The 26639-nt window shown below is 41.4% G+C and carries 23 protein-coding genes and 1 pseudogene; 20 read left to right on the forward strand and 4 right to left on the reverse strand.

Annotated features, from left to right (window positions below; genetic code table 11):
• Positions 1 to 29: 29 nt before the first annotated feature.
• The 6 genes from J2S11_RS11875 to J2S11_RS11900 all read left to right on the forward strand — a co-directional run bounded on the left by J2S11_RS11875 (position 30) and on the right by J2S11_RS11900 (position 7789).
• The gene (locus J2S11_RS11875) at positions 30 to 1652 is read left to right on the forward strand and encodes an ABC transporter substrate-binding protein (protein ID WP_307394793.1); all 1623 of its coding nucleotides are present in this window, start codon (positions 30 to 32) and stop codon (positions 1650 to 1652) included.
• A gap of 196 nt (positions 1653 to 1848) precedes the next feature.
• Entirely contained in the window at positions 1849 to 2121 is a 273-nt protein-coding gene (locus J2S11_RS11880) for a hypothetical protein (protein WP_307394795.1), read from the forward strand.
• A 123-nt stretch (positions 2122 to 2244) separates the two neighbouring features.
• Complete coding sequence (locus tag J2S11_RS11885; protein WP_307394797.1) at positions 2245 to 4068, forward strand: ABC transporter ATP-binding protein; 1824 nt, start codon at positions 2245 to 2247, stop codon at positions 4066 to 4068.
• 64 nt (positions 4069 to 4132) lie between these two features.
• Positions 4133 to 5872, forward strand: coding sequence for an ABC transporter ATP-binding protein (locus tag J2S11_RS11890; protein ID WP_307394799.1), 1740 nt, complete (start codon positions 4133 to 4135; stop codon positions 5870 to 5872).
• Positions 5873 to 5932: 60 nt separating this feature from the next.
• Positions 5933 to 6229 carry a Fur family transcriptional regulator gene (locus J2S11_RS11895; protein WP_307394801.1) on the forward strand — a complete coding sequence of 99 codons (297 nt, stop codon included), beginning with the start codon at positions 5933 to 5935 and terminating at the stop codon, positions 6227 to 6229.
• Positions 6230 to 6604: 375 nt separating this feature from the next.
• On the forward strand, positions 6605 to 7789 hold the full coding sequence (locus tag J2S11_RS11900; RefSeq protein ID WP_307394803.1) for an MFS transporter: 1185 nt from the start codon (positions 6605 to 6607) through the stop codon (positions 7787 to 7789).
• A 102-nt stretch (positions 7790 to 7891) separates the two neighbouring features.
• On the opposite strand, the gene J2S11_RS11905 is transcribed toward J2S11_RS11900, so the two are convergent.
• Complete coding sequence (locus J2S11_RS11905) at positions 7892 to 9238, reverse strand: sensor histidine kinase (protein WP_307394805.1); 1347 nt, start codon at positions 9236 to 9238, stop codon at positions 7892 to 7894.
• Entirely contained in the window at positions 9238 to 9927 is a 690-nt protein-coding gene (locus J2S11_RS11910; protein WP_307394807.1) for a response regulator transcription factor, read from the reverse strand. Before J2S11_RS11910 ends, J2S11_RS11905 begins: the two co-directional genes overlap by 1 nt.
• A 235-nt stretch (positions 9928 to 10162) precedes the next feature.
• Between J2S11_RS11910 and J2S11_RS11915 the strand changes: the two genes are divergently transcribed.
• The 3 genes and pseudogenes from J2S11_RS11915 (at position 10163) to J2S11_RS11925 (ending at position 13499) form a co-directional block, all read left to right on the forward strand.
• The gene (locus tag J2S11_RS11915) at positions 10163 to 12247 is read left to right on the forward strand and encodes a multicopper oxidase family protein (RefSeq protein WP_307394809.1); all 2085 of its coding nucleotides are present in this window, start codon (positions 10163 to 10165) and stop codon (positions 12245 to 12247) included.
• 457 nt (positions 12248 to 12704) lie between these two features.
• Positions 12705 to 13127 (forward strand): hypothetical protein, encoded by a 423-nt coding sequence (locus J2S11_RS11920; RefSeq protein ID WP_307394811.1) that lies wholly within the window; start codon positions 12705 to 12707, stop codon positions 13125 to 13127.
• A 91-nt stretch (positions 13128 to 13218) separates the two neighbouring features.
• Positions 13219 to 13499: pseudogene (locus J2S11_RS11925) on the forward strand (4Fe-4S single cluster domain-containing protein).
• A 1-nt stretch (position 13500) separates the two neighbouring features.
• Here J2S11_RS11925 and J2S11_RS11930 read toward each other — a convergent pair.
• Together J2S11_RS11930 and J2S11_RS11935 are read right to left on the reverse strand one after the other, a co-directional pair.
• Positions 13501 to 14181: a DUF998 domain-containing protein gene (locus J2S11_RS11930; RefSeq protein ID WP_307394813.1), complete on the reverse strand. Its 681-nt coding sequence runs from the start codon at positions 14179 to 14181 to the stop codon at positions 13501 to 13503.
• 90 nt (positions 14182 to 14271) lie between these two features.
• Complete coding sequence (locus J2S11_RS11935; protein ID WP_307394815.1) at positions 14272 to 15147, reverse strand: LysR substrate-binding domain-containing protein; 876 nt, start codon at positions 15145 to 15147, stop codon at positions 14272 to 14274.
• Positions 15148 to 15274: 127 nt separating this feature from the next.
• On the opposite strand from J2S11_RS11935, the gene J2S11_RS11940 reads away from it, so the two are divergent.
• The 11 genes from J2S11_RS11940 (at position 15275) to J2S11_RS11990 (ending at position 26582) form a co-directional block, all read left to right on the forward strand.
• A complete protein-coding gene (locus J2S11_RS11940) occupies positions 15275 to 16027 on the forward strand; it encodes an SDR family NAD(P)-dependent oxidoreductase (protein ID WP_307394816.1) in 753 nt (250 codons plus the stop codon).
• 242 nt (positions 16028 to 16269) lie between these two features.
• The gene (locus J2S11_RS11945) at positions 16270 to 17523 is read left to right on the forward strand and encodes a DUF418 domain-containing protein (protein WP_307394817.1); all 1254 of its coding nucleotides are present in this window, start codon (positions 16270 to 16272) and stop codon (positions 17521 to 17523) included.
• 221 nt (positions 17524 to 17744) lie between these two features.
• Positions 17745 to 19049: a globin-coupled sensor protein gene (locus J2S11_RS22395; RefSeq protein ID WP_307394818.1), complete on the forward strand. Its 1305-nt coding sequence runs from the start codon at positions 17745 to 17747 to the stop codon at positions 19047 to 19049.
• Between the two features lie 193 nt (positions 19050 to 19242).
• Positions 19243 to 19425 carry an H-type small acid-soluble spore protein gene (locus J2S11_RS11955; RefSeq protein ID WP_307394819.1) on the forward strand — a complete coding sequence of 61 codons (183 nt, stop codon included), beginning with the start codon at positions 19243 to 19245 and terminating at the stop codon, positions 19423 to 19425.
• Between the two features lie 201 nt (positions 19426 to 19626).
• A complete protein-coding gene (gene rnhA / locus J2S11_RS11960) occupies positions 19627 to 20058 on the forward strand; it encodes a ribonuclease HI (RefSeq protein ID WP_307394821.1) in 432 nt (143 codons plus the stop codon).
• 45 nt (positions 20059 to 20103) lie between these two features.
• Positions 20104 to 21282, forward strand: a complete 1179-nt coding sequence (queG, locus tag J2S11_RS11965; protein WP_307394963.1) for a tRNA epoxyqueuosine(34) reductase QueG — start codon at positions 20104 to 20106, stop codon at positions 21280 to 21282.
• Positions 21279 to 21815, forward strand: a complete 537-nt coding sequence (locus tag J2S11_RS11970) for a methylated-DNA--[protein]-cysteine S-methyltransferase (protein WP_307394823.1) — start codon at positions 21279 to 21281, stop codon at positions 21813 to 21815. The genes queG and J2S11_RS11970 overlap by 4 nt, the downstream gene beginning before the upstream one ends.
• 315 nt (positions 21816 to 22130) lie before the next feature.
• On the forward strand, positions 22131 to 23165 hold the full coding sequence (argC, locus tag J2S11_RS11975) for an N-acetyl-gamma-glutamyl-phosphate reductase (protein ID WP_307394825.1): 1035 nt from the start codon (positions 22131 to 22133) through the stop codon (positions 23163 to 23165).
• Between the two features lie 18 nt (positions 23166 to 23183).
• Positions 23184 to 24488, forward strand: a complete 1305-nt coding sequence (gene argJ, locus J2S11_RS11980; protein WP_307394827.1) for a bifunctional glutamate N-acetyltransferase/amino-acid acetyltransferase ArgJ — start codon at positions 23184 to 23186, stop codon at positions 24486 to 24488.
• 14 nt (positions 24489 to 24502) lie between these two features.
• Positions 24503 to 25306 (forward strand): acetylglutamate kinase, encoded by an 804-nt coding sequence (gene argB / locus J2S11_RS11985; protein ID WP_307394829.1) that lies wholly within the window; start codon positions 24503 to 24505, stop codon positions 25304 to 25306.
• A 112-nt stretch (positions 25307 to 25418) separates the two neighbouring features.
• Positions 25419 to 26582, forward strand: a complete 1164-nt coding sequence (locus tag J2S11_RS11990; RefSeq protein ID WP_307394964.1) for an acetylornithine transaminase — start codon at positions 25419 to 25421, stop codon at positions 26580 to 26582.
• Positions 26583 to 26639: the final 57 nt, after the last annotated feature.

Genomic DNA, 26639 nt, shown 5'->3' on the forward strand with positions numbered 1-26639 from the left:
AATAAACAAAGAAAGTGAGCTAGGTGACGATGAACAAAAAACATGTTTTGCTATTATCCACAATCATGCTGATCATTTTTTCCGCCATCGTAGGATGCTCTTTTTCCTCCGCTGGTGATGATAGGGCAAGCGAAGTAACATTCGTGGAGAGCTGGGACTTTGCCAGTGGTTTTCATCCGATTAATACACTTGCCGTCAGTACTAATCACGGCCCTGCAGCGTACATGCCAAACTTTTATGAAACGCTAGTCAATTATAAGGATGGTGAGTTTGTCCCCGGACTTGCCGAGAGCTGGGATATCTCTGCTGATGGTCAGGTATATACCTTTTACTTAAAAGAGAATGTGAAGTTCTCCGATGGAACACGCTTTGATGCCGAGGCGGTTAAGAAAAACCTGGAAGTGATTCCGATCATGCTTGGTGATTACAATGGTACGATGGGAAGGGTAACTACGCTTTTGGATCAGATTGTAGTTATGGATCCTTATACGGTTGAGGTGCATCTAACCTCTCCCTATTATGGAGCACTTAAGGATTTCACTATGCCCAACCCGATGGCCATGGTATCTCCAAATGGACTTGAAAGTGATGGAGCGATGTCAGAGGAATGGAAGACGACGACCTTCGGAACAGGCCCTTATATGTATGAAGGGGAAACAGACGGTACGACGTATACCTTCATTAAAAATCCGTATTATTGGGGGGAAGATCCCCAGGTGGAAAAATTCCATATCAAGGTCATTCCCGACAATGACACAAAGCTATTGGCTCTGCGCAATGGAGAGATAGATATGATTGTGGGAGCCAAGCATGTATCTCATGATGGATTTAATGAAATGAAAGCAGTAGCAGGGTTTGAAGCGATTATATCCGAGGCTGTTTCCAGTACTCGTACCCTAGGATTTAATGTAACTAAGGCTCCTTTTGACGAGCTGGACGTTCGTCTGGCTGCAAGCTACGCGATAGATAAACTAGGGATTAGTAGCAGTATTTTTTCAGGGGTTGAGCCGAAAGCTGACAGTATTTTTGATCCTTCTATGCCATATACCGATGTAAACCTCACTCCTTATGAATATGATAAGGAAAAAGCTAAGGAACTTCTTGAAAATGCTGGCTGGGTTGATTCGGATGGGGACGGCGTCAGGGAAAAGAATGGCGTCCGCTTAGAGGGAGAAATTCTTTATATGACAGGTCAGGCTATGATTGATGATCTTATCCTAGCTTTAGCTACACAGCTTAATGAGATTGGTATGGCCATCAAGCCGAATGGAATGGAGAGAATGGCTTATTATTCTAAAATACAGCAGAATGAATTTACCATCGCCTTTAATGAGACCTATGGCATCATTTACGATCCCTACACATACATCAGCAATATGAACCCAGATCACATGATGGATAACTTTGCAGCACTTGGGCTTTCATTCGTGGAGAACAGCAATGAAATCATTAACGCCTTAAATGTGTCCGTCGATGAGGAAGAAATTCAAGAAACGTATAGCTTTATCCTGACCGAGATCCATGAAAAGGCAATCTTTCTTCCCATATCTTATATGAAAGAGCTAGCTGTATACAACAGTGCAAAAATTGAAGAGTATACCTTCTATAGTTACCCTTCTTTTATAGATGTAACAGCTATTACATTAAAATAATAAGTTGTTAGCAAAGAATAGATGATATTCAGAAAGAAACGGAATAGAAGCTATTTATAGAAAGAGAAGATATAGAAGCTATTATTAAGAGAAGAAATATCAGCATATTTAGAAGAGAAGAAATAAAAAATGTACAAAAAAAGGTAAAATTATATTTTTTTAATAAAAGTATATAGCTGCTATATACTTTTGGATCGTGCTTATTGATGAAACAGCGTCCGTCCTTGATCCAGAGAATGAGAGTGCCATTAGTGAGGCCATTGCAGACTTGGCGGGAGATACAAATAAAACGGTGATTGTGATAGCTCATCGTCTTTCGATCCTTGCTGTTGCTGATTATGTGGTTGCACTGAAGAAAGATAGGGTTGCAGAAACGGGTACACTGATTGAATTGCGGAAAACGGATGGAATCTTTGCTCGCCTTTATGACCAGTATGAGCGAGCACGAAGCTGGCACATCTCCAAATGAAGAAAGTCGGCAGGCATTTTACAACAGGCATTTTACAAGAAAATGATTATGCAATAACAAGTCCCTTAAGGGTACTTCGATAAAAAGTGATTACTTCAAAAGCGTAACAGAATGGAGGATACCATGATTAACGATAATGTTCATTATGAAAAGGATAATCAACAGGCGCAATCAGGTTATCAGTCGGGAAAGAGTGAGGTACAGCATATGCTACGACCCGGAGCGTTAGCCCGCTTGATGCGTCCAGTTCGTACTCACCTGATCATCTGTGCCTTGCTATCTGCTCTTGGTTCCGCTGCGGGCTTTGCCCCTTATATTGCGGTTGCAGAGATAGCTCGTGTTATGCTCACTAGCCCGCAAGCCGAGGGTGCAGCAGCAATCGTGTGGATGTGGGTTTTCATCGGGGCTAGCGGTGCAGGATTACGCCTCGTATTGCTATTTGCATCTTCACGATTGGGCCATTATGCAGATGCCAAAATCCTGCATGATATCAGGGTAAGGATTATACGACAACTCGGCTATTTACCGCTGGGGTGGTTCCGTGCCAGCGGTTCTGGAGAAGTAAAGAAGCGCATGACCAACGATTTGGAGGAGATGCATCAACTGATTGCCCATGCGTTAGGAGAAGTAGTTGGTGCTGCTACAGCGATCGTTGTAGGCTTTACCTATCTGGTTTTTGTAGATGGGCGCATGGCATTAGTGATGATGGCTGTGTTAATGCTTATGATGATCAGCTATCGGATTGCGATGCGCTCAATGACCACGCATATGTCTAGACTCCTAACCGCAGAAGGAAAGATAAGCGCAGCGAGCGTGGAATATGCAGATGGAATCTCTGTCGTCAAGGCATTTAACTCAGGGGGGAAAATGATGAATCGCTTCTTTGCTGCTGTACGTGAGCACGCAACGGCTATGCGCGCTTGGGCCTCTGAAACTCGCTATAGCTCGGCTGCCTCTCGTCTACTTTCTTCTGAAATGACTGTATTAGGTGTGGTTCTAATAGTCGGTTTGGGATTTGTGAGCATGGGTGAGCTTACGATGGCTGCGCTGTTACCGTTTTTGATTGTGGGTGTTGGACTTCCTACGTCAATTACACCGGCCATTCAAGGTGCTCAGGGAGTAAGAAAGGGCCGCGTTGCGGCAAGCAACATTGAGGATCTGCTCTCTCGTGAACCTCTGCCTGAACCAGAGTCTCCGCAGCAGCCGTCAGGACATAAGGTTGAACTTGACCATGTTTTCTTTTCGTATGACGGTGTAAACAACGCTGTTCAAGATATTAGTGCTGTTTTTGAGCCAGGAACGGTTACCGCCTTAGTGGGGCCTTCTGGCGCTGGAAAAACGACCTTGGCCAACTTGCTGCCGCGTTTCTACGACGTTTCTGCCGGTTCTATCCGCATCGGCGGAGCGGATGTGAGAGATATTTCCTCACAAACCCTATTGTCCTCCATGTCTTTAGTTTTTCAAGACGTTGTGCTTTTGCGAGATACGGTAACTGAAAACATCCGTATCGGAAGCTCAGATGCTAGCGATGAAGAGGTGCGTAATGCTGCCCGCACAGCTCGTATTCATCATGTTATTGAGCGGCTGCCTCAAGGCTATGACACTGTTCTTGGAACGGGCGACGGAGGATTATCAGGAGGGGAGAAACAGCGGCTAACGATTGCTCGTGCGATTCTCTCTGGGGCTCCAATCGTCGTATTGGATGAAGCGACTGCTTCACTTGACCCAGATGGTGAAACGGCCGTTCAGGCAGCATTGGCTGAGCTGGCAACAGGAAAAACGGTCATCGTTATTGCCCATAGGCTGCACACGATTAAGAGTGCCGATCAGATTATCGTTCTGAATGAAGGTCGCATCGTTGAGCGTGGAGCCCACGAAGAGCTGCTCTCCTTTAATGGCTTGTACGCAAGAATGTGGCAAGCACAGCAGAAAGGGGAGACAGTATGATTTCTAATCAACCGTTGTCTACCAAAAATCAAAATGAGTTAAGACAGCAGAAAGGGGTGCTCGCATGATTCGCAAGCTTTATCGACTATGGCCAAATCCTAAAATCTTACTGCGAATGGGAGGACTGCATACCGTCATGGCGATCCTCCAAGGTCTCCTGCTTGGTCTACTGGTTCCCATTTTACGTGCTCTACTGCAGGCTGAGCCCGATTTTGTCGCTGCCACACCTTGGCTGGTTATAGGGGCAGTGGGGCTACTAGTTTATTGGATTCTTAGCGTCATCTCTACCCCTGTTGGCTTCACCGCCAGCATAGAGCTAGCTGCACAGCTTCGTCGTCATCTAATGAACCATGTTACCACGTTGCCTCTAGGCTGGTTTACGACCAATCGTAAAGCACGACTTGCCCGCGCCGTCACGGCAGACGCCGGGAATATTGCCCACTTGGCCGTAGTCATCGGAGCGCCATCGATTACTGCGTCACTTGTCCCTCTTACGATTGTCGTCGTTACTTTTGTGGTGGACTGGCGTATCGCCTTACTTTTTTTGGCTATTGTTCCTATCGCCTGGCTGACACTGAGACGTGCAGGGCGTATCGCCTCCATTGCTGAAATTGAACTCGAAGAAGCGGCGACAGAAATTGCAGGAAGGTCTATTGAGCTAGGGCAGGCTCAACCAGTGTTGCGGGCTGCCGGCCAAGGGAGCACGGGGAGCATACGAATGAGGACCGCGCTGGACGAACACCGAGAGACGTATCGCCGAGGGCTTCGTCGATCGATGGTGCCTGATCTAACCTATACGGCCGTTGTCATGGGTGGTTTTATTGCCATCCTGATCCTTTGTGTCCAATTGCTTCTTAGCGGATCTTTAACTGTTGCCGAGACCGTTGCCCTGCTAGTGCTTGCGGTTCGTTTTCTAGAGCCTCTTGGCACACTTATTGAGCTTATAGGTGCACTGCGTGCGATGGAAAACGCTGTTGCCCGTGTCCAGTCTATTTTAAAAACTTCAGCACTTCCTAGCATCTCTAAGCCTGTACGTCAGCTTAAGGAAGCAAGTATTGAATTCAGAGACGTCACCTTCTCTTATGGTGATACGACTGCCTTGTCAAATGTATCCTTCCAATGTCGCCCAGGAAGCACCACAGCATTGGTTGGCCCGTCTGGGTCTGGTAAAACGACCGTGACACGACTTATTGCTCGTTTCTTTGATACGGATAAAGGAAGTATACAGGTAGGTGGTGTGGATGTTCGCCATCTTGACCATACTATTTTATTAAACGATATTGCCATTGTTTTTCAAGAGGTCTACCTCTTTGATGCCACTATTGAAGAGAATCTTCGCTTAGCTTGTCCTGAGGCCACGAAGGAAGAGCTCGAAAAAGCGGCTCGCTCAGCACGTTTAGATAAGGTTATTGCCAGGCTGCCTGATGGCTGGAACACACGGGTTGGTGAGGCTGGAGCCCAATTGTCCGGTGGTGAACGCCAGCGCGTTTCCATTGCCCGTGCATTCCTTAAGAAAGCACGTATTGTACTTATTGATGAAGCAGCATCAGCACTTGATCCAGAGAATGAGCGTGCCATCGCTGAGGCGATTGGCAACTTAGCTAAAGATAGGAACCGAACAGTAATCGTTATTGCCCACCGTCCATCAACTCTCTCTACGGCCGATCAGGTGATTGCTCTTGACGCTGGAAGGGTCTTTGAAACGGGGACACCGTCAGAGCTTCGTCAAGCAGGTGGCATTTTTGCTCGACTATACGACCAATATTCACGTGCTCGGAGCTGGCATATTTCCACTAAAGCATGAATGGAAGGCTCTATTGATAAAAAGAGATGAAAAAATGGATGAGAGGTATGTGTCTTTATCATGACAAACGCTAAGCTTAAATTACTCGAAAACACAACTCAAGAGATCATTAAAAAAGGTCATAGAATGACGGAGCGGCGCGCGATTATCATCGAACTGTTTTTGGAAAAAAACGGCTATCTAACGGCAGAGGAGGTCTACCTGCTAATGAAAAAAAAGCGTGCTAAAATGGGGATATCGACTGTTTACCGTACGTTAGAGCTGTTAAGTGAGTTGAATTTTCTTCAGCGGTGTATGGATAATAGAGAAGCGAGGTATTGTCTAAATAAAAAGTGTGGTCTTAGAGGCAGGACATAACTTGAACATGGATCGCCCTGAGATCGTGAATGAATACATCAATGAATATTATGGAAGTGATCTAACTTCCATAACCGAAAAAGTAATAGTTTAATGCAAAGCAACTTTTGAGGTCCCCCATTCACGGGATTGTTTCTGAGATCTACCCTAGAAGAAGGACTACCTATTGTTCTTTCTGGAAAAAAACTTTACTAGAAACAGGGGAAACACGTACAATAGGATGATAAATAGTTAATAGTCTGTTTTTAAAAAGGAGTTGACCATATGGCACAAATGCCAAGACCGCCCTGCTAATCCTTAAATGGGTCTTTTTCTCGAGGTCCACCAGGTTTGGTTTATTATCTTAAACCAAAACGGTGGAGGGAGATTAATAGAATGAGTCGCTTCATTTTATCAAATGTATGGAAACTATATGCAATACGCTTCTTTTATTACTTGATTCCGGCGTATGTGATTGAGCGTTTATTTTGGGAAGAAAGAGGCATGACCATACAGCTGGTTGTGTACACAGAAATTATATTTGCTGTTACAGTTGTTTTGCTAGAGGTTCCTTCAGGGATTTTAGCTGACAAATGGGGCAGGAAGAAGATGATCGTTTTAGCAGGCCTCCTTGGCTGCCTTGAATTTTTTATTCTTGTATTTGCCACTGAATTTTGGCATTTTGCTGTAGTGGTTTTCTTAGCTGCTATAGGCATGTCTGCTAGTAGTGGTGCAGGCAATGCTTTGCTTTATGATACATTACTAATTGGCGGGAAAGAACATGAATTTGAAAAATACCTGGGGCGTCTGAACACACTGGACATTGCAGCCATTATGATTGCAGCTTTATCTGGAAGCTTGTTGGCTGGGCGTTTTGGGTTCGAGTTTAATTACTGGCTATCCTTTATCGCTATGCTCGTTTCTTTTTGTTTTTCCTTGCTGCTGATTGAACCTTCATTGAGTACAAAAGTGGAGGATGAGGCACCACTCACACTCAAGGATTATGGGATGGCGTTCGTCCGATTATTTGCTCAGAGTAAAGGTGTCGTTCCTGTCTTGATGTCAGGTATGGTGATTGGAGCAGCTATGAACTTCATTGATGAATTTTGGCAGCTTTACCTGGATCGGGTAGGTGTTCCCGTGCTTTATTTTGGACTGTTTTCAGCTGCTATTTATGTGCTTCGTTTGCCTGGTAATCTGCTCGCTTACTCCTTGAAGAACAGGTTTAGCTACAGAGGGCTGTTACTTTTTGTATCAGTTATGACTGCACTAGGCTTTAGTTACCTTTCATATTTTCAGGACTATAGTGGATTGGTTGCCATGGGGTTGGTCTGTTTGTTTTCAGGACTGATTGAACCATTAACGACCGGCTATTTGCATCATCGTATCCCCTCAAATGTACGGGCTACGCTTGGTTCTGCTCAATCATTTGGAGAAAATGCGGTTATGCTTGTGGTAGGCTTAGGATTTGGTTATTTCTCAACAAAATGGGATGTATTTGGAGGATACGGCTTCATTGCTTTTGTTTGTGGATTGTTTGTTGTCTATTTTATCTTGATGGCAAAGCAAGTGGATGAATAAAATTAGAAGGTAGTCGTTAGTAGACTTCATTTGGGTGGATATGCCCTCTTACTGTAGACTGGTTAGATAGAAAAACTTGTCTACAATAAGGGGGCTTCTTTCTCATTTATCCAAGGGAATATTGATGGTGAAAGTCGTTCCTATACCAGGTGAGCTTTGAACGTGAATTTGCCCCCCATGAGCCTCAACTAGCTGTTTCGTTATTGCTAGTCCTAAACCTGTACCTCCACTTTCCCTAGATCGATCATCATCGGCGCGATAAAAGCGGTCGAAGAGGTGGGGAAGATGCTCAGCTGCTATGCCTGTTCCCGTATCACGTACAGTTATATTCATATTGGAGAAAGAGTCTTCTTTTTTGAAAGCTGCCAGCTCTATGAATATAGTTCCTTTTTCAGGTGTGTGTCTTAGAGCGTTACTTAGAAGGTTCATAAGGACTTGTGTCATTCGATTGGCATCCAAATTAGCCCAAAGCTGATCATCGTTTTCTTTTAAAACTAACTGAATCTGTTTTAGAGCCGCTTCATCCTTCACATTTTCTAGCACCTGGGCTAGCCACATATTCACATGGATCGGCTTTTTATCAATCCGTAGCCTCTTTGCCTCTGCCAGAGACAATTGATGCAGCTCTTCCACAAGAGTGGATAATCGCAGCAATTCATCTTGAATAGGAAGCAGAGCGACTGGTTGGATAGGTTGTTTATTTTGTTGGATTAGCTCTAGCTTTCCTCTCATTATTGTTAATGGCGTTCTTAATTCATGAGCAACATCTGCTACAAGATTACGCCTGACCGTTTCGGCATGCAATAATTCCTGCGACATATCATTAAATGCTTCTGCTACCTTTCCATATTCATCTTTAGAAGTAACGGGGGTACGAACACCGAATTCACCTTTTTTTAGTTGCTCGATGGCCTGTAACAGTGCTTTTAAGGGAGCTGTTAATCGCTTAGAAACCCAGTATGCCAAAAGGAGAGAAAGAGCAACTAGTACAATAACCGCAAAAACCAGAAAAAATAAAGTAGCGAAGAAGGATGACTTTCTCCATACTGACATCTCTGCAATTTCATGATCATAGAGATACAAGACAGCAACGTAAGTCTGTCCCTTTCGAATAACATTTCTAAGACCATCATCAATAATCGTTCTTGAGTCCACCGACCCACTCTGTGCCAGGATGTGCATGTCTCTACTTCGCACAACTAATCCTGCATCAGAAGGGAGCGCAATATGGCTATCGACAAACGATTGGAGACCATCCCAAGACTCCCCATTGGATGTATAGAAGTCCGTTAACTGATTATTTAAGGACTGTACTTCTTCGCTCCTGGCTGCCTCCATCATAAAGTAAAGATTGTCTCGTAGAGCAAACTGAACAGTAAGGATGAACAGCAGTCCAAGAGTGATAATAATAGTAGCTGTCGTAAAAAACAGCTTTCTACTTACGCTCATTATTCATCACCAAACCGGTACCCAAAACCGAAGACAGTTTGAATGTATGTAGGAGATGAGGGATCATCTTCAATTTTTTTGCGAATATGGCTAATATGGGCATCGATAGTCCGTTCATCATTCATATACTCATCATCAAGGGCAGTTCGGAGCAGCTGTAAACGACTATACACAACACCTGGCCTAGTAGCTAGAGTCAAGAGGATTTTAAACTCCTTCGGTGTTAGCGCGACCTCAATACCCTTTTTCAATACCTTACGTTTTTCCTCTGAAATCGTTAGACCCTTCCACTCTATCGTTTCTGAATGATTCATAGCTATTGAAGAATCCATTCTTCGTAAGACAGAACGAATACGTGCAGATAGCTCACGAAGGGAGAATGGCTTCGTGATATAATCATCAGCCCCTACCTCTAGTCCAATAATTTTATCCACTTCCTCTGATTTGGCCGTCACCATAATAATTCCTATTGGTCCCATTTTTCTAAGCTCTCGGCATACCTCAATGCCATTCATACCGGGCATCATCCAATCTAAAATAACTAGGTCAGGCTTCTTCATTTTTGCTAAGTTCAAAGCATCTATCCCATTTTGAGCGGTCAGCACTTCAAACCCTTCTAGGGATAGGAAGGATTGCATAAAATCTAGCACTTTACTTTCATCATCGACGAGTAATAGCTTATGGAGCATGTTTTCACCTTCTACATCGAATTTATTACAGAAATCAGAATTTATTAAATTTTGATACTATGATTTTTCTTCATTTTTGATAAATAAAAGCTTTTCTTATTATACCTCTATTTTCTTCCTTAAGTGAAATTCATAACATTCCTAAGCGATCTTCATAGGAATGCAACATCTTTTTGGTAAGCTATCAATAGAACGCAAGGAATGATTGAGACAATTTCAGGAGGTATTGAAATTTATGCTAGAGACGTTGTATGGAATTGAAATTATTCTTTTAGCTGCCCTAGCTGGGGTGTGGACCATTACGGCTATTTTTGCAGCAAATATAAAACATGCTCTCATCCATGAGGGCAAGCTGGACATGTGGAAGCTGTTAACCAGAGTAGGGATACGAGTGGGAATGCTAATTTTTGTATTATGGTTACTCCTACAGCTTTCCATTGTTCTTTTCCTTGGTTGGTTATTTGCTGCAGATCGTATCCTTGTAGCGCTACCCATTTTACTATTAGCGGCATTAGCTGTACTTGTATTTTCTAGGTCTAAAGCAAATCGGATTTCAGGTGCTCAGGAAAAAGAGATGATTCTCCTGCTTGTACCAATCCAAACGATGATGGCTGCATCCTTAGTGTCCAACGCTTTGGTTATGTTTATCATTCCTGCTATCCCACATTGGTTTGATACTATTTATTACTTTTATATTCTTCTCCTTGTAGCTGCTATTCTTTGGCTTTATCAGAGATGGAGCATTAAGTCCATTCGACGTAAAAAACATGGAGTAGTGAAAAGGTTTGTAAAGAATGCTATTATTTTGATGCTGGGTTTTATCGGTGTGGTGACTTGGATGGTAGTAGGGATGGAACTGAGTAAGCTACCTGAAAACATGGAAATGGTGCACCATGACAAAGTAGACTACGGTGGGGGTATCGTTCTTAACGATCATTTTAGTCATGCTGAGCATAGTGAAGAAGCAATAATTTCGGAAACGGAGATGATCTCTGTAACGGACTTAACAGGTCCGCAGGAAGGGCAAGCAGATAAAAGCTTTAAGCTAGAGGCAGCCAAAAAGATGGTCCAGCTTAGCTCAGGAGTTGAGTTTGAAGCTTGGACGTTCAACGGCCAGTTCCCTGGTCCCGAGCTTGTCGTTCAAGAAGGTGATCTTGTTGAAATAAAGCTAGTAAACAAGGATATAGAGGCGGGTGTTACGATCCACTGGCACGGTGTAGATGTACCTAATGCCGAAGACGGTGTAGCTGGTATGACACAAAATGCGGTGAGGCCAGGGGAGACGTATACGTATCGTTTTATTGTAGAGGAAACAGGAAGTCATTGGTACCATTCCCATCAGGTATCTTCCGTTCAAGTACAGAAAGGACTATTCGGAGCGTTTACTATCCTACCGAAGGAAGATAAAGGAGAAGTCATAGATCATTCTATGGAATTGGTTACTTTTGCTCATGAATTTCAAAGTGGCAGAGATATCGTGACGACACTGGGGTTGCTCGACACTTTGGAGCATCATGAAGTAGCTCCTGGCACGAAGGTAAGGCTAAGACTTATGAATAGTAGCAGTAATACCAAACATTATGTTCTACATGGTGTGCCTTATACAGTCGTCGCCATTGATGGATATGATCTTCATGAGCCAGAAGAATTTAGTGGAAAGATGCTGCCTATTGGAGGGGGTGGACGTTATGACGTTGTATTCACTATGCCAGACTCTACTGTTTCTTTAGGTATTAACAAAGATAGCTATACGAATACGATGGCAGGAATCGTTTTTAGTAGTGGGGGACAAGGTGATTTTACGTTAGGTGACGACCGTACCATATTTGATCCTTATTCCTATGGGAGCCCGCTAGAGGGTGCTTTATCTGAATTTACTTCCTTCGATAGACAATTTACTATGGTTCTCGATATGTTTTATATTGGTTTTTATAACGGCAAAATAGGAGCAACTTGGGCCATTAACGGGGAAGTGTTTCCTAATGTGCCCACATTTATGGTGCAGGAAGGGGATGTAGTGAAGACGACTGTAGTGAATCGAACTTTTGCCGATCACCCTATGCACCTGCATGGACATCATATTCATGTTTTAAGTCGAAATGGTAAGTCTTTAACGGGCAGCCCACTTGTGCTAGATACACTTTTAGTTAAGCCAGGTGAAACATATGAGTATGCATTTGTGGCAAATAATCCAGGGCTATGGATGGATCACTGTCACAATTTAGAGCATGCCGCTCTTGGTATGTCTATGCACTTAGCTTATTCAAACGTTACGACCCCATTTGTCCTTGGAGGAAAATATGACAATTATCCAGAATAAGAAAGATAGCAAGCAGTAGCGATATGTGGTTCAATTGAATATCGGGTGTTCGTTCACCCGAATTTATGATGTACAAGATGATCACTACCTACATGTATCATTTTCTACTCTTAATGACTTTAGAGAAGTTAATCTAGAAACAATAATATCTGAAAATAACTTCTCTTTGTCTAATAATGTAGATAATATTACTGTTATTAGACACCGTACTTTCATTCGTCCGAACCAATTTAAATTTACTTTCCTAAATACTTTTACAGAATGTGGAACTGGTGATGGTAGATCATTCTCACCTAGTTCTGGAACATCGAGAACACAAATTAATATAAATGTTGATTGGAATAATAGTACTCATTCATTTTTTAGAGATGCAGCTCCATCAACAAAATATGATTCAGATTGCACTTCGTCTGATACTAGAACAACACCGCTCTAATTAAAAAAGGAGGAACAATATATGATTATTAGAAAGTTATTAGCTTTTATTTTTACTAGTGTTATTGTAACATCTATCTTTGTAACTTTGCATATTATTGACCAGCCTTCAAATAGTTTTTGGGGGTGGTTTTGGTTTATAGGATTTTATTCTGGACTATGGATATTGTTTTACGGAATACCCGTATCAATATTCTCGGACAGGATTACTAAAAGATTTACAAATATAAGAAGATCAATGGCTGCACTTATAACTCATTTATTTTTCGGTATTATAATAACCTTTATTCTTTACTTATTCCAAAATACAACTTTTGATGAATACTGGATTCAGTGGGGGAAGTTGATGTTCATCGCTTCTATTTTATCTTCTTTTGTATTATGGATGATTGATGAAATACTTAGGAAAATAGCTGATTGGGAGAGGATACAAAGTTCATTGTGAATTCAAAAGGTAGATAAAACTATTATTTTTGTAACAGAATCAACAAAGACCTTTTCCTTTAATAGTTACCTACGTTGTTGATGGAGAAGGCATGCGTACAGTGATTTTCTTTGCTGGCTGTCCGCATTTCTGTACAGGGTGCCACAATCATGGAACCAGACGATTGAAGGAAAGAGGGAAGAACATCTGGGCTTATACTGGATATACCCTAGAACAACTGAATTAGGTGGATATTACACTGAATTGCTGAAGTGTTGTGATGTTTTAGTTGATGGGCCATTCATTCTATCTGAACGTGACTTAAGTCTAACCTTTAAGGGGAGCCGTAACCAACGTAATATTCAGTTAAACAAGGTAAAGGAACTGGCTTAGGTCAGTTCCTTTTGGTATACAGATGAGTAGCTACTAAAGTAATCCACACAAAGCCCACAATAAGCATAATACGTTGAACGAGACCACCATACGGAGAGTCATTTTCCCACATCGTCCCAAAAACAAAGAACAGTACTAGCATGACTAAGCCAGTGAGAATACTGTATACGGACCAGCCATGAAGAGTAGATTTAGAAAATCTGCGAGCAAGGACAAAGCAGGCAATTGGAAGAGTAAGGAATACGATTATGCCGAACACATCATGTGCAAAGTGATGCCAACTGCTCCCTTCGGTAATGACTCCGGATGGTGCACCAGCTGGATATCCTTGCATAGGATCCATAACAAAAACCCCTGAAAACAGTAGACTTAATCCAAAAATAGCAATTAGAAAAGGTCCCCACCTTGCCCCGTGACCAGGAAATAGCGAACGTCTTAGTCCAAGAGCAAACGCGGTGATCAGTAGTCCAGCAGCTATAAAATTTGTAATCTGGAGCCACCCTCTGTCACCGAGGCTGAGTGCACTAACTGGATGATAGACGGGATTATAGTCGATACGAGTGGCCCCATCAAGGAGAAAAATCAACACAAACAAAACTGACCCAACTATTCCACAGCCTAACAAAAATTTCGTTAACCTTTGTGAATGCGATGGTGCTGAGTGCTTCTTATTACTTATCAATATTATCATTCCCTTCTTGTTTATCTAAAGCTTATAGACAAATAAGGAGGGATGATAGTTACATTTGTCATTTCAAATTCTATGTCTCAATTATCCTCTCAATACTTTACTTAAAAACGATTGAAGAACGGCTGAGTCATTATCCTTCCTCCAAGTCGCATATAGTCCAACAGTAGGTGTAGAGTGGATAAAATTTTTGTATACTATTCCTGGTCGTTTAAAGTTTGTTACAGATGCAGGAACAACCGCAATTCCTATACCAGTAGATACAAGATTCACAATCGTATGCATGTGGATGGCTTCCTGAACAATATTTAGACTTACTTCATGGCTTTGGAAAAATCCAATGATAAGATCATAAAAGTCCGGACCCAATCTCCTAGGAAACAAAATAAATCGATCATGGGCAACATCCTCTGCAGATAATGCAACCTTTGAAGCTAAGGCATGATGTTCAGGTAGCACTAGTACAAGGGGTTCTTCTGCAATCCTAGAGGAGTGAAGCGTCTGATTAACTGATTGACGACGCATTAACCCCAAGTCAATTTCCTTTGCATACAGGGCATCCATTTGCTCGCTAGACGTTAATTCTAATAGCTGTAAGTTGACGGAAGGGTTCTGTTGGTAGAACTCCTTAATTTTTTCCACGAAGCTGCCGTCTGAAGCGGAGCCTACAAATCCGATTCTTAAATCACCTAACTGCCCCTGTTCCGCCAGCCTAGCCTTTTGACCTGCTTGCTCCATTTGTAATAGTAGAGACTGAGCTTCTTTTAAAAACACTTTTCCTGCATCAGTAAGCTGAACCATCCGTTTATTTCGTCTAAACAATTGAGCACCTATTTCATTTTCAAGTTGCATAATCTGCTGACTTAAGGGGGGCTGAGCCATATTTAAGCGTTTGGCAGCTCGACTAAAATTCAGTTCCTCGGCAACGGCAATAAAATATCTCAATAATCGAGTGTTCATTGTTTATTTATATTCCTTTCGTCTTACATGATCTATAATTATATATTTCACATATTATTGAAGTCAATCTATACTAGTTTTACAAGCTAGTCTATTAAAGTACATAGAAAAAGGAAGGTCAGATAATATGAAAAATGAACAAAGAATTGTCTTAATTACTGGCGGAAATAGTGGGATTGGAAAAGCGATTGCTCAAGCGTTTGTGGCTGATTCCAAAGTCATCATTGTGGGTCGAAATGAAGAAAGACTTCAAAGCGCTGTAGCTGAGCTAGGGGATAACTGTAAAGCTTTCAAAGCAGACGTATCGCAAAGAAAGCAGATTGAAGAGATTATTAAACATGTAGGTGAAACGTATGGTCGTCTAGATGTTTTAGTGAATAACGCAGGATTTGTAGAAGGAACACTTTCAACAATGGAATTAACTGAATTGGAGCAGGCCTGGGACGCTATGTGTGATACTATTCTTAAGGGAAGCTTTTTGTTGTCTCATGCTGCTGCCCAGTACTTAGCTAAACCGGGTGGAAGAATTATTAATATCAGCTCCATTGCAGCTTTAACGGGTGGAAGAAACCCAGGTGCTGCTGGTTATGCTGCAGCGAAAGCAGGACTGCACGGTCTGACTTATGGGGTGGCTAAAGAATTGAGTCCTCAAGGAATAACCGTTAACTCGATAGCCCCGGGATTCATTGCTGATACACTATTTACAGGTCATTGGTCGGATACAGCCGTTCAGGGAATTGTTCAGCAAACACCGGTAGGGCGAAGTGGAAATGTTAATGACATAGCCGCTACGGCACGTTACTTAGCTTCTCAAGAAGCATCCTTTGTTACTGGACAAGTAATTAATGTGAATGGTGGCTGGCTATTCGGCAGAGGTTGATGGGAACGTTAGATTTCTTGTTCAGATATCAATTAATATGAATATAAGTGTATCTTTGGCGAGCGTGTGGGTTATAGCACAGGCTCGTTTTTTCTTTTATATTCGGCTATAAAGATTTGTTTGAAAAGCAGCAGAGGAAGGGTATATCAATGAATTTGTAGAATCAATATAAAAAAGTTAAATAAATAAAGCATTTAATAAATAGGATTAACCACTATTGAAGACGGAAAGGAAGATCTTGAATGAACCGTGAACGGGTCATTTTGGCATCAGTTGGAAAAAAGGAACGCATTGAAGAACTAGATATTATACGAGGCGTAGCTTTATTGGGTATTTTGTTAGCTAATATGTCTCTTTTTTCTTACCCGTACGCCTATTATGAGATGTTAAACTTTTCTTTATGGAATGATGTATGGAATCGGTCTGTCGTATGGCTTATACATATTTTTGTGGAATATAAGTTCATTACGATTTTTTCCTTTTTGTTTGGATTAGGATTTACAATTTTTATACAGCGTTCCTTAGACAAGAGTGGAAAACCAGGCAGGCTTTTTGTCAGAAGAATGCTCTTTTTATTAGTGCTGGGTCTCATCCACGGATATTTCATTTGGTTCGGAGATATTTTATTAATTTATGGCGTACTTGGACTTTTTCTATTGCTTTTTCGAAATGCTTCACCAAAAACTTTGCTGATTTTAGGATTAGGTACATTGCTGCTGATGACGACACTGATGGCCGTTCAAACATTTATTTTTGATAATGAAATGTCTAATTTGGCTCCTCCTTCTGAACAAATTAAACAGACCGCTGAACAATCCTTACACAATTACAGCAATGGAAGCTTTATAGATATTTTTAATCAAAGAATCACGGACGGTAACTTGCTTCATTTTGGTATGTTCTACTCCTTTTTCTTATCACTAGGGATGTTTTTTATTGGAGCGTTTGCAGGTAAGAAACGTTATTTCCAAAAGCTAAACGAAAACCGTAATATCATCAAAAGGGTATGGATAGGGAGCCTGTTCATCGGAATCCCCTTTCTTGTCCTTCAGATTATATTGAAGCTAACTATAGACCAGGCTAATAATGGATTTAATTTTGCACAAGTTACAGGGATACTAGTATCTGGCCCTGCTATCGCACTCTTTTATATTTCTTCTCTACTTATTTTATTGCGAACAAAGCGTGGTAAAAAAGTGCTTGCTCCATTCGCCTCAGTCGGTCGGATGGCTTTAACGAATTATTTACTTCAATCTATAATTTGTACCACTTTGTTTTATAGTTATGGATTGGGCTGGTATGGAGCAGTTGGTCCTTTACTAGGGAGCGTGCTAGCGTTTTGCATTTTTGGGTTCCAAATTTTCTTAAGCAACAAATGGTTAGCTCATTTTGAATATGGACCTATGGAATGGTTATGGAGATGGATCACGTATTTGAAAAGACCTGTCTTTAAAAAGAAAAAAGAAGAAATAGATGTCAATTACTTTTCGAATTGAATTCAACTACCAGCTACCAACTAGTAAAACAAGTCAAAGCTATTGCTCGGGCTTGTTTTTTGTATTTTTAGGAATATTTTAAAAAGGGATAACTTTGTTATAAGTTAGCTCTTTTTGTGTCGATATAGTAAATAAGAACTAGTTTTTGGTTGGCATCATACATTCAATTTATAATCTGTTTGATCATTTTACAACAATAACAAACCTAAAGGAGTGTTTAAATGAAACTGATTAGCTTAGGAAAAAAGAAGAAGAAAAAGGCTGATATCATCACTCTTCCTGCTGTAGGAGAGAGCGAGGTTTTGCTTCGAATAAGCTCAAGTAGTAGATACACAAAGCAGCTTCAGGCGATTCAATTTACCAAGCAAGATTTAATTCATTTGAAAAGACTTAAGCCTCTCATTGACCAGCACCTAGATGAGTTAATGAATCATTTTTATACAACCCTCTCTCAAAACCCGGATCTTACAGAAATTATTAAGCAGCATCAATCAATCAAAAAATTAAAAGAGCAACAGAAGCAGCATGTGAAGGAGATTTTTACAGGAAAATTTGATGATGACTTTTTAGAAAAAGGAATTACAATCGTTCAAGAGCATATTCAAATTGGGGTGACTCCTGAGTGGTATACATGTGCTTTTCAGAACATTCAAATGGCAATTATCCAACTGATTTCTGATGTCGTTCCAGCTGAGGAAAATCATGCTGTGTTTATTCAATCTTTGACTAAGCTCCTTACGATCGAACAACAGCTTGTGCTCGAAGCCTATGATCAGGGATTTAATGAACAGCTGCAAAGACAGCTACAGGAAAATGATAAATTACAAAAGAAGCATTTGGAAATGAGCGAGCAGCTTGTAGCCTTATCTCAGGAAACAAGTGCCTCCTTAGAACAGCTTGCGGAGAAGACAAATCAAATCGTATATATTACCAAGAGTGGAAAAGAGCTTTCTCAAACGGTTGAAAGCCAGTCAGCTGAGGGTAAAGAATTGTTAACGAGCATGGTAGGAAGAATTAATGATATAAAAGGTAGAACAAAGCATATCTTAGACGGGACGAAGGAACTAGGACTAATCTCAAATGAAATTGAAAGTGTCATTGAAATTGTGCAAGGGATTGCTGATCAAACAAATTTATTAGCGCTTAATGCGGCTATTGAAGCGGCTAGAGCTGGAGAAAGTGGTAAGGGCTTTGCCGTTGTAGCTGATGAGGTTAGAAAGCTATCTGAAGAGACAAAGCAATCAGTAAGTGGAATTGTTAATTTAATTGAACGGACCAATCGTAAGATTCAACAGGTTTCCACATTAGTGGAGGAGGTTAGTGGCAGTGTTGAAGGAAGTGAAGAAGGAATGGGCAAAACGAACGAATACTTTGAACAGGTTGTAGCTGCCATTCAGGAAAGCCGTGATCAGAATGGACGTATTGAAGCAGAGGTTAGTAACTTCTTAGAGGTTTTTGCTGAAATAAATGAAGCGTCTAGTAAAGTAACAGCGACAGCTGAGAAACTAAATTCTACTATTGAATAATTATTACATTAAATTTGCTCTCATCCTAACTCTTCTACTATTCATGTAACTTAGTATAGGCGTGAATAAGTATGCACTATTCATTAATGAACGGCACAGGTATGTATAAAATGAGTAGAATTTGCCAAAATAAGTAGGGCATTATGAACTCAGCATGTACCTATACAGCATCAGAATTAGGAGGAAGGTATTCATGGATATCGGTAGAGCAAAGCAAATTGTAGATTCAACACATGAAATTGTCGTACACCATCAAGGTGTCCCTGTTTGGATTCAGCATATTAATGATGGTGATGCTACAGCAAGAGTTTATACGCGAGAGAATCCTGATAATGAGATGGTTGTCTCTGTTAGTGAGCTAGTTGAGGAAAAATAATAACCAATCTAATTAAGAGTGTTTATTCAAGTGAAAAGAGTTGGTTAGCACTTAGTAAGTTCAATAAAGTCGTACATTTAAAGCATGGGGAGGCAATAGAAATAGCTTCCTCTATTGCTTTTTTCTTTTGGTTTCAGTGTGCATTCATAACATGTTATAATCGAATGTAGCTTATAAACCTTCTTAATGAGGAGGAAGGAAATGAAGAAAATCGAGATCTATACTGACGGTGCCTGTTCAGGCAATCCAGGTCCTGGCGGTTGGGCTGCGGTACTCCTTTATGGAGAGCATGTCAAGGAGTTATCTGGGGGACATGAGCATACAACCAATCAGAGAATGGAGCTTCAGGCAGCAATAAGTGCCTTGGACGCTTTAAAAGCACCGTGTGACGTAAAGCTATACAGTGACTCAGCCTACATGGTCAACTGCTTTCAACAAAATTGGCATGTGAAATGGGTAGCGAATGGCTGGAAAAACAGCAAAGGCAAACCTGTAGAAAATCAAGAGCTGTGGAAGCAGCTACTTACATTGACAGATACGCATAAGGTTGAATTTATAAAAGTTAAAGGACACGCCGATAACAAGTGGAACAATCGTTGTGATGAGCTTGCTGTTGCAGCAGTTCCCAAGTAGATATAGGAAAGCTAGAAAAATATAAAAGGAAGGGGTGTAATCTTGATAGAGAATCTATCTCCAAGTGATGTCCAGAACCTAAAACAAGACATAATTAACTACAGCAAGAAAATAGGAATAGATAAGATAGGATTTACTTCAGCTGATCCATTTGGAGAATTAAAGCAGAGACTGATTAGGCATCGTGACTTAGGCTATGAATCAGGCTTTGAGGAAGATGATCTAGAAAAGAGAACAACACCAAAAAAAATCCTTCCCGAAGCAGAATCGATTATTGCTATAGCTTTAGCCTACCCATCTAAAATGGATCAGCCTCCAGAGTCTAAAAAAGACTCATACAGAGGAGTGCTATGTCGTGCTTCATGGGGGCTTGATTATCATCTTGTGCTAAGGAATAAGCTGGAGAGGCTTGAGGAATACATCCGTTCAAAAGTACCCTCAGTCGTCATACAATCTATGGTGGACACAGGGGAGCTATCTGATCGAGCGGTTGCAGAACGTGCTGGAATAGGCTGGAGTGGAAAAAACACTTCTATTATAACTCCCGAATTTGGATCATGGGTTTATTTAGGTGAAATGCTAACCTCGATCCCTTTTGAGCCTGATCAGCCTATTACTGAGTCATGTGGTACATGTACAAAATGTATTGATGCTTGCCCTACGCAAGCGATTGTTCAGGGAGGACAGCTTGACTCTAATCGCTGCATTGCTTTTTTAACACAGGTAAAGGACTTTGTGCCTGAGGAGTATCGTGACAAAATTGGGAACCGATTGTACGGCTGTGATACGTGTCAGACTATATGTCCTGAAAATAGAAAGAAAAACTTTACTCACCATCCTGAAATGGAGCCTGAGCCAGAGGTGGTTAAACCTTTGCTAAAGCCCATACTACAAATGAGCAAACGAGAGTTTAAAGAAAAGTTTGGCTCTACCTCCTCGGCCTGGAGAGGAAAAAAACCGATCCAAAGAAATGCTGTTCTTGCCTTGGGACATTTCAAGGACAAAAGTGCCATTCCAGATTTAGTAGAACTTTTGTTTCACGACCCTAGACCAGTTCTTCGAGGTACAGCAGCTTGGGCATTAGCCAAAATTGGCGGAGAGAAAGCCCATAAAAGCTTACAAGAGGCGAAGGACAAAGAAAAGGATCAGAAAGCCTATCAAGAAATTATCAATGCGCTTGAACGCTGTGAAAAACGAATACGAGAGGAGAATGTTTTATTATGACTCGTCCCGCTTACCTGCTTTATTCTGAGATGGAATCCCCTATTGGTTTACTAACCCTAGTACGGTCAAAAAGTGGTTTATGTAAAATAGAATTTGGAGCAGGTGAAACGGCCCTTAGAACAATAGAACGATGGTGTAAAAGACATTTTCTTGTTGATCAGCTACAGAAAGATGACCTAGCCTTATTTGAGATTAAACAACAGCTTGAGCAATACTTTTTGGGCAAGCGACTCAGCTTTGAAGGGGAGCTTGATGTCCAAGGAACAGCTTTTCAGAAGCTTGTTTGGACTGTTCTACAACGCATTCCTTACGGTGAGTTGTGGAGCTATAAGCAGGTAGCTCAGGAAATGGGCTCGCCTAAAGCAGTACGTGCAGTTGGAGGAGCGAATAATAAAAACCCGCTGCCTATCGTTATTCCCTGTCATAGAGTTGTTGGATCAAACGGAGCTTTGGTAGGGTACGGTGGAGGACTCTCCATAAAAGAAAAGCTTATTGCTATTGAGGAAAGAGAAACGTTAGATCAGTTAGGATAAAGGATAGGTATTTATGCACTAATAAGTTTCTTATACAAGTGGTTTATTCACTCTAGGGTGGATGAACCGCTTTTTTGTGTATATTTAAGGTGCCCGATTCGGTTTTTTTATATTTTTTAAGTCTTATATTCTTGAACATAATGTATGGACTATACACCCATTAATGAAATAGCAGCGCATATGAAAGCGTTAACAAAAACTTTACAATTGATTAATTAAAAAACCGTTGTATAATAATACAATGGTTAGTATAATGATACAAATATTTAAGTTAGATAATATGACAGATGAACTTACCAAAAGGATGTGAAAAGCATGAGGGTAGCAGTTGTAGGAGCTACAGGATACAGCGGAGTAGAAGTGATTAGGTTATTACAGTATCACCCCAGGATTGAGCTAGTGAAGGTATTTTCTTCTTCACAGGATGGGGTACCGCTGCGACGAGTATTTCCTCATCTTACAAACATCTTTGAAAAAGAGCTTACTCTTATACAAGAGCAAGAGTTAATAGAAGGAGTGGACGCTGTCTTTTTCGCTACTCCATCAGGAATAAGTAAGGAATGGATTCCAGCGTTAATTGATGCTGGTGTGACATGTATAGATATTTCAGGTGATTTTAGATTAGACGTTGATTCATATAAGGAATGGTATAAAAAGGAGCCAGCTCCAAGCCAATATTTAGAGCAGGCTGTATATGGTTTGACTGAGGTTTATGAAGCAAAAGTTAAGGAAGCGAACCTTTTAACAAATCCAGGTTGCTTTCCAACAGCCTCATTATTAGGCCTTGCTCCAATTCTAAAAACGGATTGGATTAATCAAAATTCAATTATTATTGACGCCAAAACTGGTGTTTCCGGAGCTGGTCGTGGTGCGAGCTTAGGCACACATTATTCAGAGCTTAATGACAATCTTAAGGCGTATAAGCTTGGTGTTCATCAACATATTCCAGAAATAGAGCGATATGCGAGTGAGATTGCGGGAAGTCCTATTCAGGTAACCTTCACCACGCATTTAGTGCCTATGACAAGAGGAATTCTAAGCACTATATATGTAGATTTAGCAGCATCAAAACAAACGGATGAGATCATAGAACTGTATAAAGATTATTATAAGCATTCACCTTTTGTCCGAATTAGGCCAGAAGGAGAATTTCCTTCTACGAAGGAGGTTTATGCTTCAAACTATTGTGATATTGGCTTATTAGCAGATCCAAGAACAGGGAAGCTAATGATTATTTCGGTTATTGATAATGTTGTCAAAGGTGCAGCAGGCCAAGCGATTCAAAATTTAAATGTGATGCAGGGCTGGGATCAAACAACAGGTCTCTTACACACACCTATATATCCATAAACAGAGAAGGGGAGAAACATGAGCACAGATGATAAAGACATACTAGACTCCACAGATACAGGAATTGCGTTACAGGACGCTGGACATACAGAGCAAGATATAAAGGACGGACTTTCTATTAACCTTGATGGACATGTTACAAGTCCGTTAGGCTATAAGGCTGGAGGGTTACATTGCGGTATCAAAAGGAAACGTCATGATCTAGGCTGGATCATAAGTGAAGTCCCTGCGTTTACGGCTGGTGTATATACAACGAATCTAATCCAAGCAGCACCATTACAAGTAACAAAAGAAAGCCTGCAGGTTGATGGAAGTTTATATGCTGTGCTTGTAAACTCAGGAAATGCGAATGCTTGTACAGGTATGCAAGGTCTAGAAGATGCCTATGAGATGCGTCGTATGCTGGCTGAACAGCTTGAGGTTGAAAAGCATCAGGTAGCTGTTGTGTCCACTGGAGTAATCGGGGAATTGATGCCTATGGATAAAATATCCGCTGGTGTAAAAGAGATGAAGGAGCAGGTTGCACAAACAACGGTGCTTGATTTTGAGAAAGCGATATTGACCACAGATACGTGCACAAAGCATATAGCTGTTGAATGTGTCATTGATGGCTGCAAAGTAACCATTGGGGGAGCGGCAAAAGGATCAGGGATGATTCACCCTAATATGGCTACGATGCTTGGCTTTATCACAACAGATGCAACTGTAGAACCTGCTGCTTTGGATCTGGCTCTAAAGCACTTAACAAATAAGAGCTTTAACCGTATTACGGTTGATGGAGATACGAGTACAAATGATATGGTATTACTTATGGCTAACGGTTTAGCGAAAAACGACAGCCTATCTCCTCAGCACCCACAATGGGATACATTTCTAGCTGCATTAGAGCTAGTGTGTAAGGATTTAGCTAAAAAGATTGCTCGTGATGGTGAAGGAGCAACTAAACTGATTGAAGTTCAGGTAAAGGGAGCAGAATCAGAGCAAATAGCAGAGGCTGTTGGAAAATCTGTTGTAGGTTCCAGTCTAGTAAAAACGGCCGTATATGGAACTGATCCAAACTGGGGACGAATCGTATGTGCTGTAGGGTATACATCAGAGTTAAAGAGTTTAGATCCAAATTTATTGAGTGTCTGGCTAGGTGAGATTCAAGTCGTAGATAATGGACTACCAGTCTCCTTTAATGAAGAGGAAGCTACATTATATTTAGAGCAAGAGAATGTAAAGATTTATGTTGACTTACAAATGGGAAGCCATGAAGCAACGTGCTGGGGCTGCGACCTTTCTTATGATTATGTCAGAATCAACGCTTCGTACCGGACGTAAAGGAGGGGGATAAAATGGAGCACGTTGTTTTAAAGTTTGGCGGAAGTATATGTGGTCAGCTTCCTGACTCCTTTTTTGCTGACGTGGTTCACTTGCAGCAGCAGGAAAAATGGCGTCCACTCATCGTCCATGGTGGAGGACCGATGATTTCTTCTTTATCCGATAAGCTCGGGCTTGAAACACAGTTTGTCAACGGTTTGAGAGTAACCACAGACGATATGCTAGATGTGGTTGAGATGGTGCTTAGTGGACTAGTGAATAAGCAAGTCGTTAGGCGTCTCCTTAAGTTTGGTGGTTTAGGCTGGGGGCTTAGTGGAATAGACGGTGCTAGTATAATAGCTAAGATTAAGGATGAGCAATTGGGCTTTGTGGGAGAAGTGGTCGACGTTAATCCAGCTACTTTTCAGCTTTTACATGAGCAAGGCTATATTCCTGTCTTATCTCCTTTAGGCGTTGACGCTCAGGGGCAGCGCTATAACATTAACGGAGATACGGTGGCTGGTGCGGTAGCTTCTAAGTTTCAGGCACGATTAATTATGATTAGTGATATCCCGGGTATCTACGCTGATGCAGACCGGCAACAGCTACTTGATAAGGTTACTCGTCAGGATGTATTAGAAATGATTGATCAAGGTATCATCTCAGGTGGAATGATTCCTAAGGTTCAGGCTGCTCTTTATGCGCTAGAGCATGGTGCTCCAGAGGTGACGATTGTGAACGGATTACATGAGCATATTTTACAGGAAATCAGTGAGGGTCATGCGGTAGGGACAAAAATCGTGTTAGAGGAGGAATATTCTCATGTTGTTCAATCATGATAAAGCTTCAGATTTTGTCAAAAGCTTGGATCTGGATGGAAAAGGTGGAGCAGGATCAACAGGATCGTCTGATACAGCTGTAGCAGAGGCGGTAGAAGCTGTTAACCCAGTCATGAATACGTATGGTCGCTTTCCTCTAACTCTAGTTAAAGGCTCAGGGAGCTATGTGTGGGATGATCAAGGAAACAAGTATTTAGACTTTACGTCTGGAATTGCGACGTGTAATTTGGGACATACGCCTGAAAAAGTGAAGCAAAAAGTAAAGGAACAGCTAGATGAACTGTGGCATTGCTCTAATCTATACCACATTCCAAACCAAGAACAACTAGCTGGGGCCCTTGTACAGTATACATTTGCCGACCAAGTTTTCTTCTGTAACAGTGGAGCTGAAGCGAATGAGGGAGCGATAAAACTAGCTAGGAAGTACGCTTCAGAGGTTAAGGGAATAGCGGGAGATGAGCCAGCAGAGATCGTTACTTTTGCTCAATCGTTTCATGGTCGAACAATGGCTACCTTATCTGCAACGGGACAGGAAAAAATTCAGCAAGGCTTTGGTCCACTAGTTAAGGGCTTTAGATATCTGCCTTACAACGATGTGGCAGCCTTAGATGATCTAGTTCAGGAACAAACGGTTGCTGTGCTTTTGGAGCTTGTGCAGGGTGAAGGCGGGATTGTTCCTGCTGATGTCCAATGGGTACAGAAGCTTGTAGAATTATGCAAGCAGAATGATATATTGCTAATGGTTGATGAGATACAAACTGGGATGGGACGCTCAGGTACTCTTTTTGCTTACGAGCAATATGGCTTTGAGCCAGATGTGATGACAGTAGCAAAGGGATTAGGATCAGGAATTCCTATCGGTGCTCTGTTAGCAAAAGAGAAAGTAAGTCGAGTTTTACAACCAGGAACTCATGGGAGTACATTTGGCGGAAATCCACTTGCTACAGCAGCAGGCTTAGCAACGTTAGATATTATTTCGCAGCCAGACTTCCTAAAGCAGGTTCAGGAAGCAGGGGATCTTTTGCAACAGCAGTTGAAAGGTCTTCAAGCAGAGTTTAGCTGTATACAAGCAATTAGAGGTAAAGGGATGCTTGTTGGTCTATACATGCCAGAGCACGCGGCAAAACTAGTAGAAAAATTAAGGGATGAACATATTTTGGTTCTATTAGCTGGACCACAAGTAGTGAGGATTCTTCCACCGCTTACGGTTTCAGAGGAAGAATTGAACCAATTTATAGCCGGCTGTAAGAAAGCTCTTAGTCAAATGACTAGCTAAAAAAGAAGTAAGTAGCTGGTTGGAGAAAGCAAATATCTTTTTAACAGAAGCAACAAG

Origin of the sequence: Bacillus horti (genome assembly GCF_030813115.1) — a bacterium.
In the GTDB taxonomy this organism is placed as follows: domain Bacteria; phylum Bacillota; class Bacilli; order Caldalkalibacillales; family JCM-10596; genus Bacillus_CH; species Bacillus_CH horti.

Coding starts and splice junctions, on each gene's coding strand:
- J2S11_RS11875 (WP_307394793.1), top strand. CDS start 30: ATGAACAAAAAACATGTTTTGCTATTATCCACAATCATGCTGATCATT.
- J2S11_RS11885 (WP_307394797.1), top strand. CDS start 2,245: ATGATTAACGATAATGTTCATTATGAAAAGGATAATCAACAGGCGCAA.
- J2S11_RS11890 (WP_307394799.1), top strand. CDS start 4,133: ATGATTCGCAAGCTTTATCGACTATGGCCAAATCCTAAAATCTTACTG.
- J2S11_RS11895 (WP_307394801.1), top strand. CDS start 5,933: ATGACAAACGCTAAGCTTAAATTACTCGAAAACACAACTCAAGAGATC.
- J2S11_RS11900 (WP_307394803.1), top strand. CDS start 6,605: ATGAGTCGCTTCATTTTATCAAATGTATGGAAACTATATGCAATACGC.
- J2S11_RS11905 (WP_307394805.1), bottom strand. CDS start 9,238: ATGAGCGTAAGTAGAAAGCTGTTTTTTACGACAGCTACTATTATTATC.
- J2S11_RS11910 (WP_307394807.1), bottom strand. CDS start 9,927: ATGCTCCATAAGCTATTACTCGTCGATGATGAAAGTAAAGTGCTAGAT.
- J2S11_RS11915 (WP_307394809.1), top strand. CDS start 10,163: ATGCTAGAGACGTTGTATGGAATTGAAATTATTCTTTTAGCTGCCCTA.
- J2S11_RS11920 (WP_307394811.1), top strand. CDS start 12,705: ATGATTATTAGAAAGTTATTAGCTTTTATTTTTACTAGTGTTATTGTA.
- J2S11_RS11935 (WP_307394815.1), bottom strand. CDS start 15,147: ATGAACACTCGATTATTGAGATATTTTATTGCCGTTGCCGAGGAACTG.
- J2S11_RS11940 (WP_307394816.1), top strand. CDS start 15,275: ATGAAAAATGAACAAAGAATTGTCTTAATTACTGGCGGAAATAGTGGG.
- J2S11_RS11945 (WP_307394817.1), top strand. CDS start 16,270: ATGAACCGTGAACGGGTCATTTTGGCATCAGTTGGAAAAAAGGAACGC.
- J2S11_RS22395 (WP_307394818.1), top strand. CDS start 17,745: ATGAAACTGATTAGCTTAGGAAAAAAGAAGAAGAAAAAGGCTGATATC.
- J2S11_RS11955 (WP_307394819.1), top strand. CDS start 19,243: ATGGATATCGGTAGAGCAAAGCAAATTGTAGATTCAACACATGAAATT.
- rnhA (WP_307394821.1), top strand. CDS start 19,627: ATGAAGAAAATCGAGATCTATACTGACGGTGCCTGTTCAGGCAATCCA.
- J2S11_RS11970 (WP_307394823.1), top strand. CDS start 21,279: ATGACTCGTCCCGCTTACCTGCTTTATTCTGAGATGGAATCCCCTATT.
- argC (WP_307394825.1), top strand. CDS start 22,131: ATGAGGGTAGCAGTTGTAGGAGCTACAGGATACAGCGGAGTAGAAGTG.
- argJ (WP_307394827.1), top strand. CDS start 23,184: ATGAGCACAGATGATAAAGACATACTAGACTCCACAGATACAGGAATT.
- argB (WP_307394829.1), top strand. CDS start 24,503: ATGGAGCACGTTGTTTTAAAGTTTGGCGGAAGTATATGTGGTCAGCTT.
- J2S11_RS11990 (WP_307394964.1), top strand. CDS start 25,419: ATGAATACGTATGGTCGCTTTCCTCTAACTCTAGTTAAAGGCTCAGGG.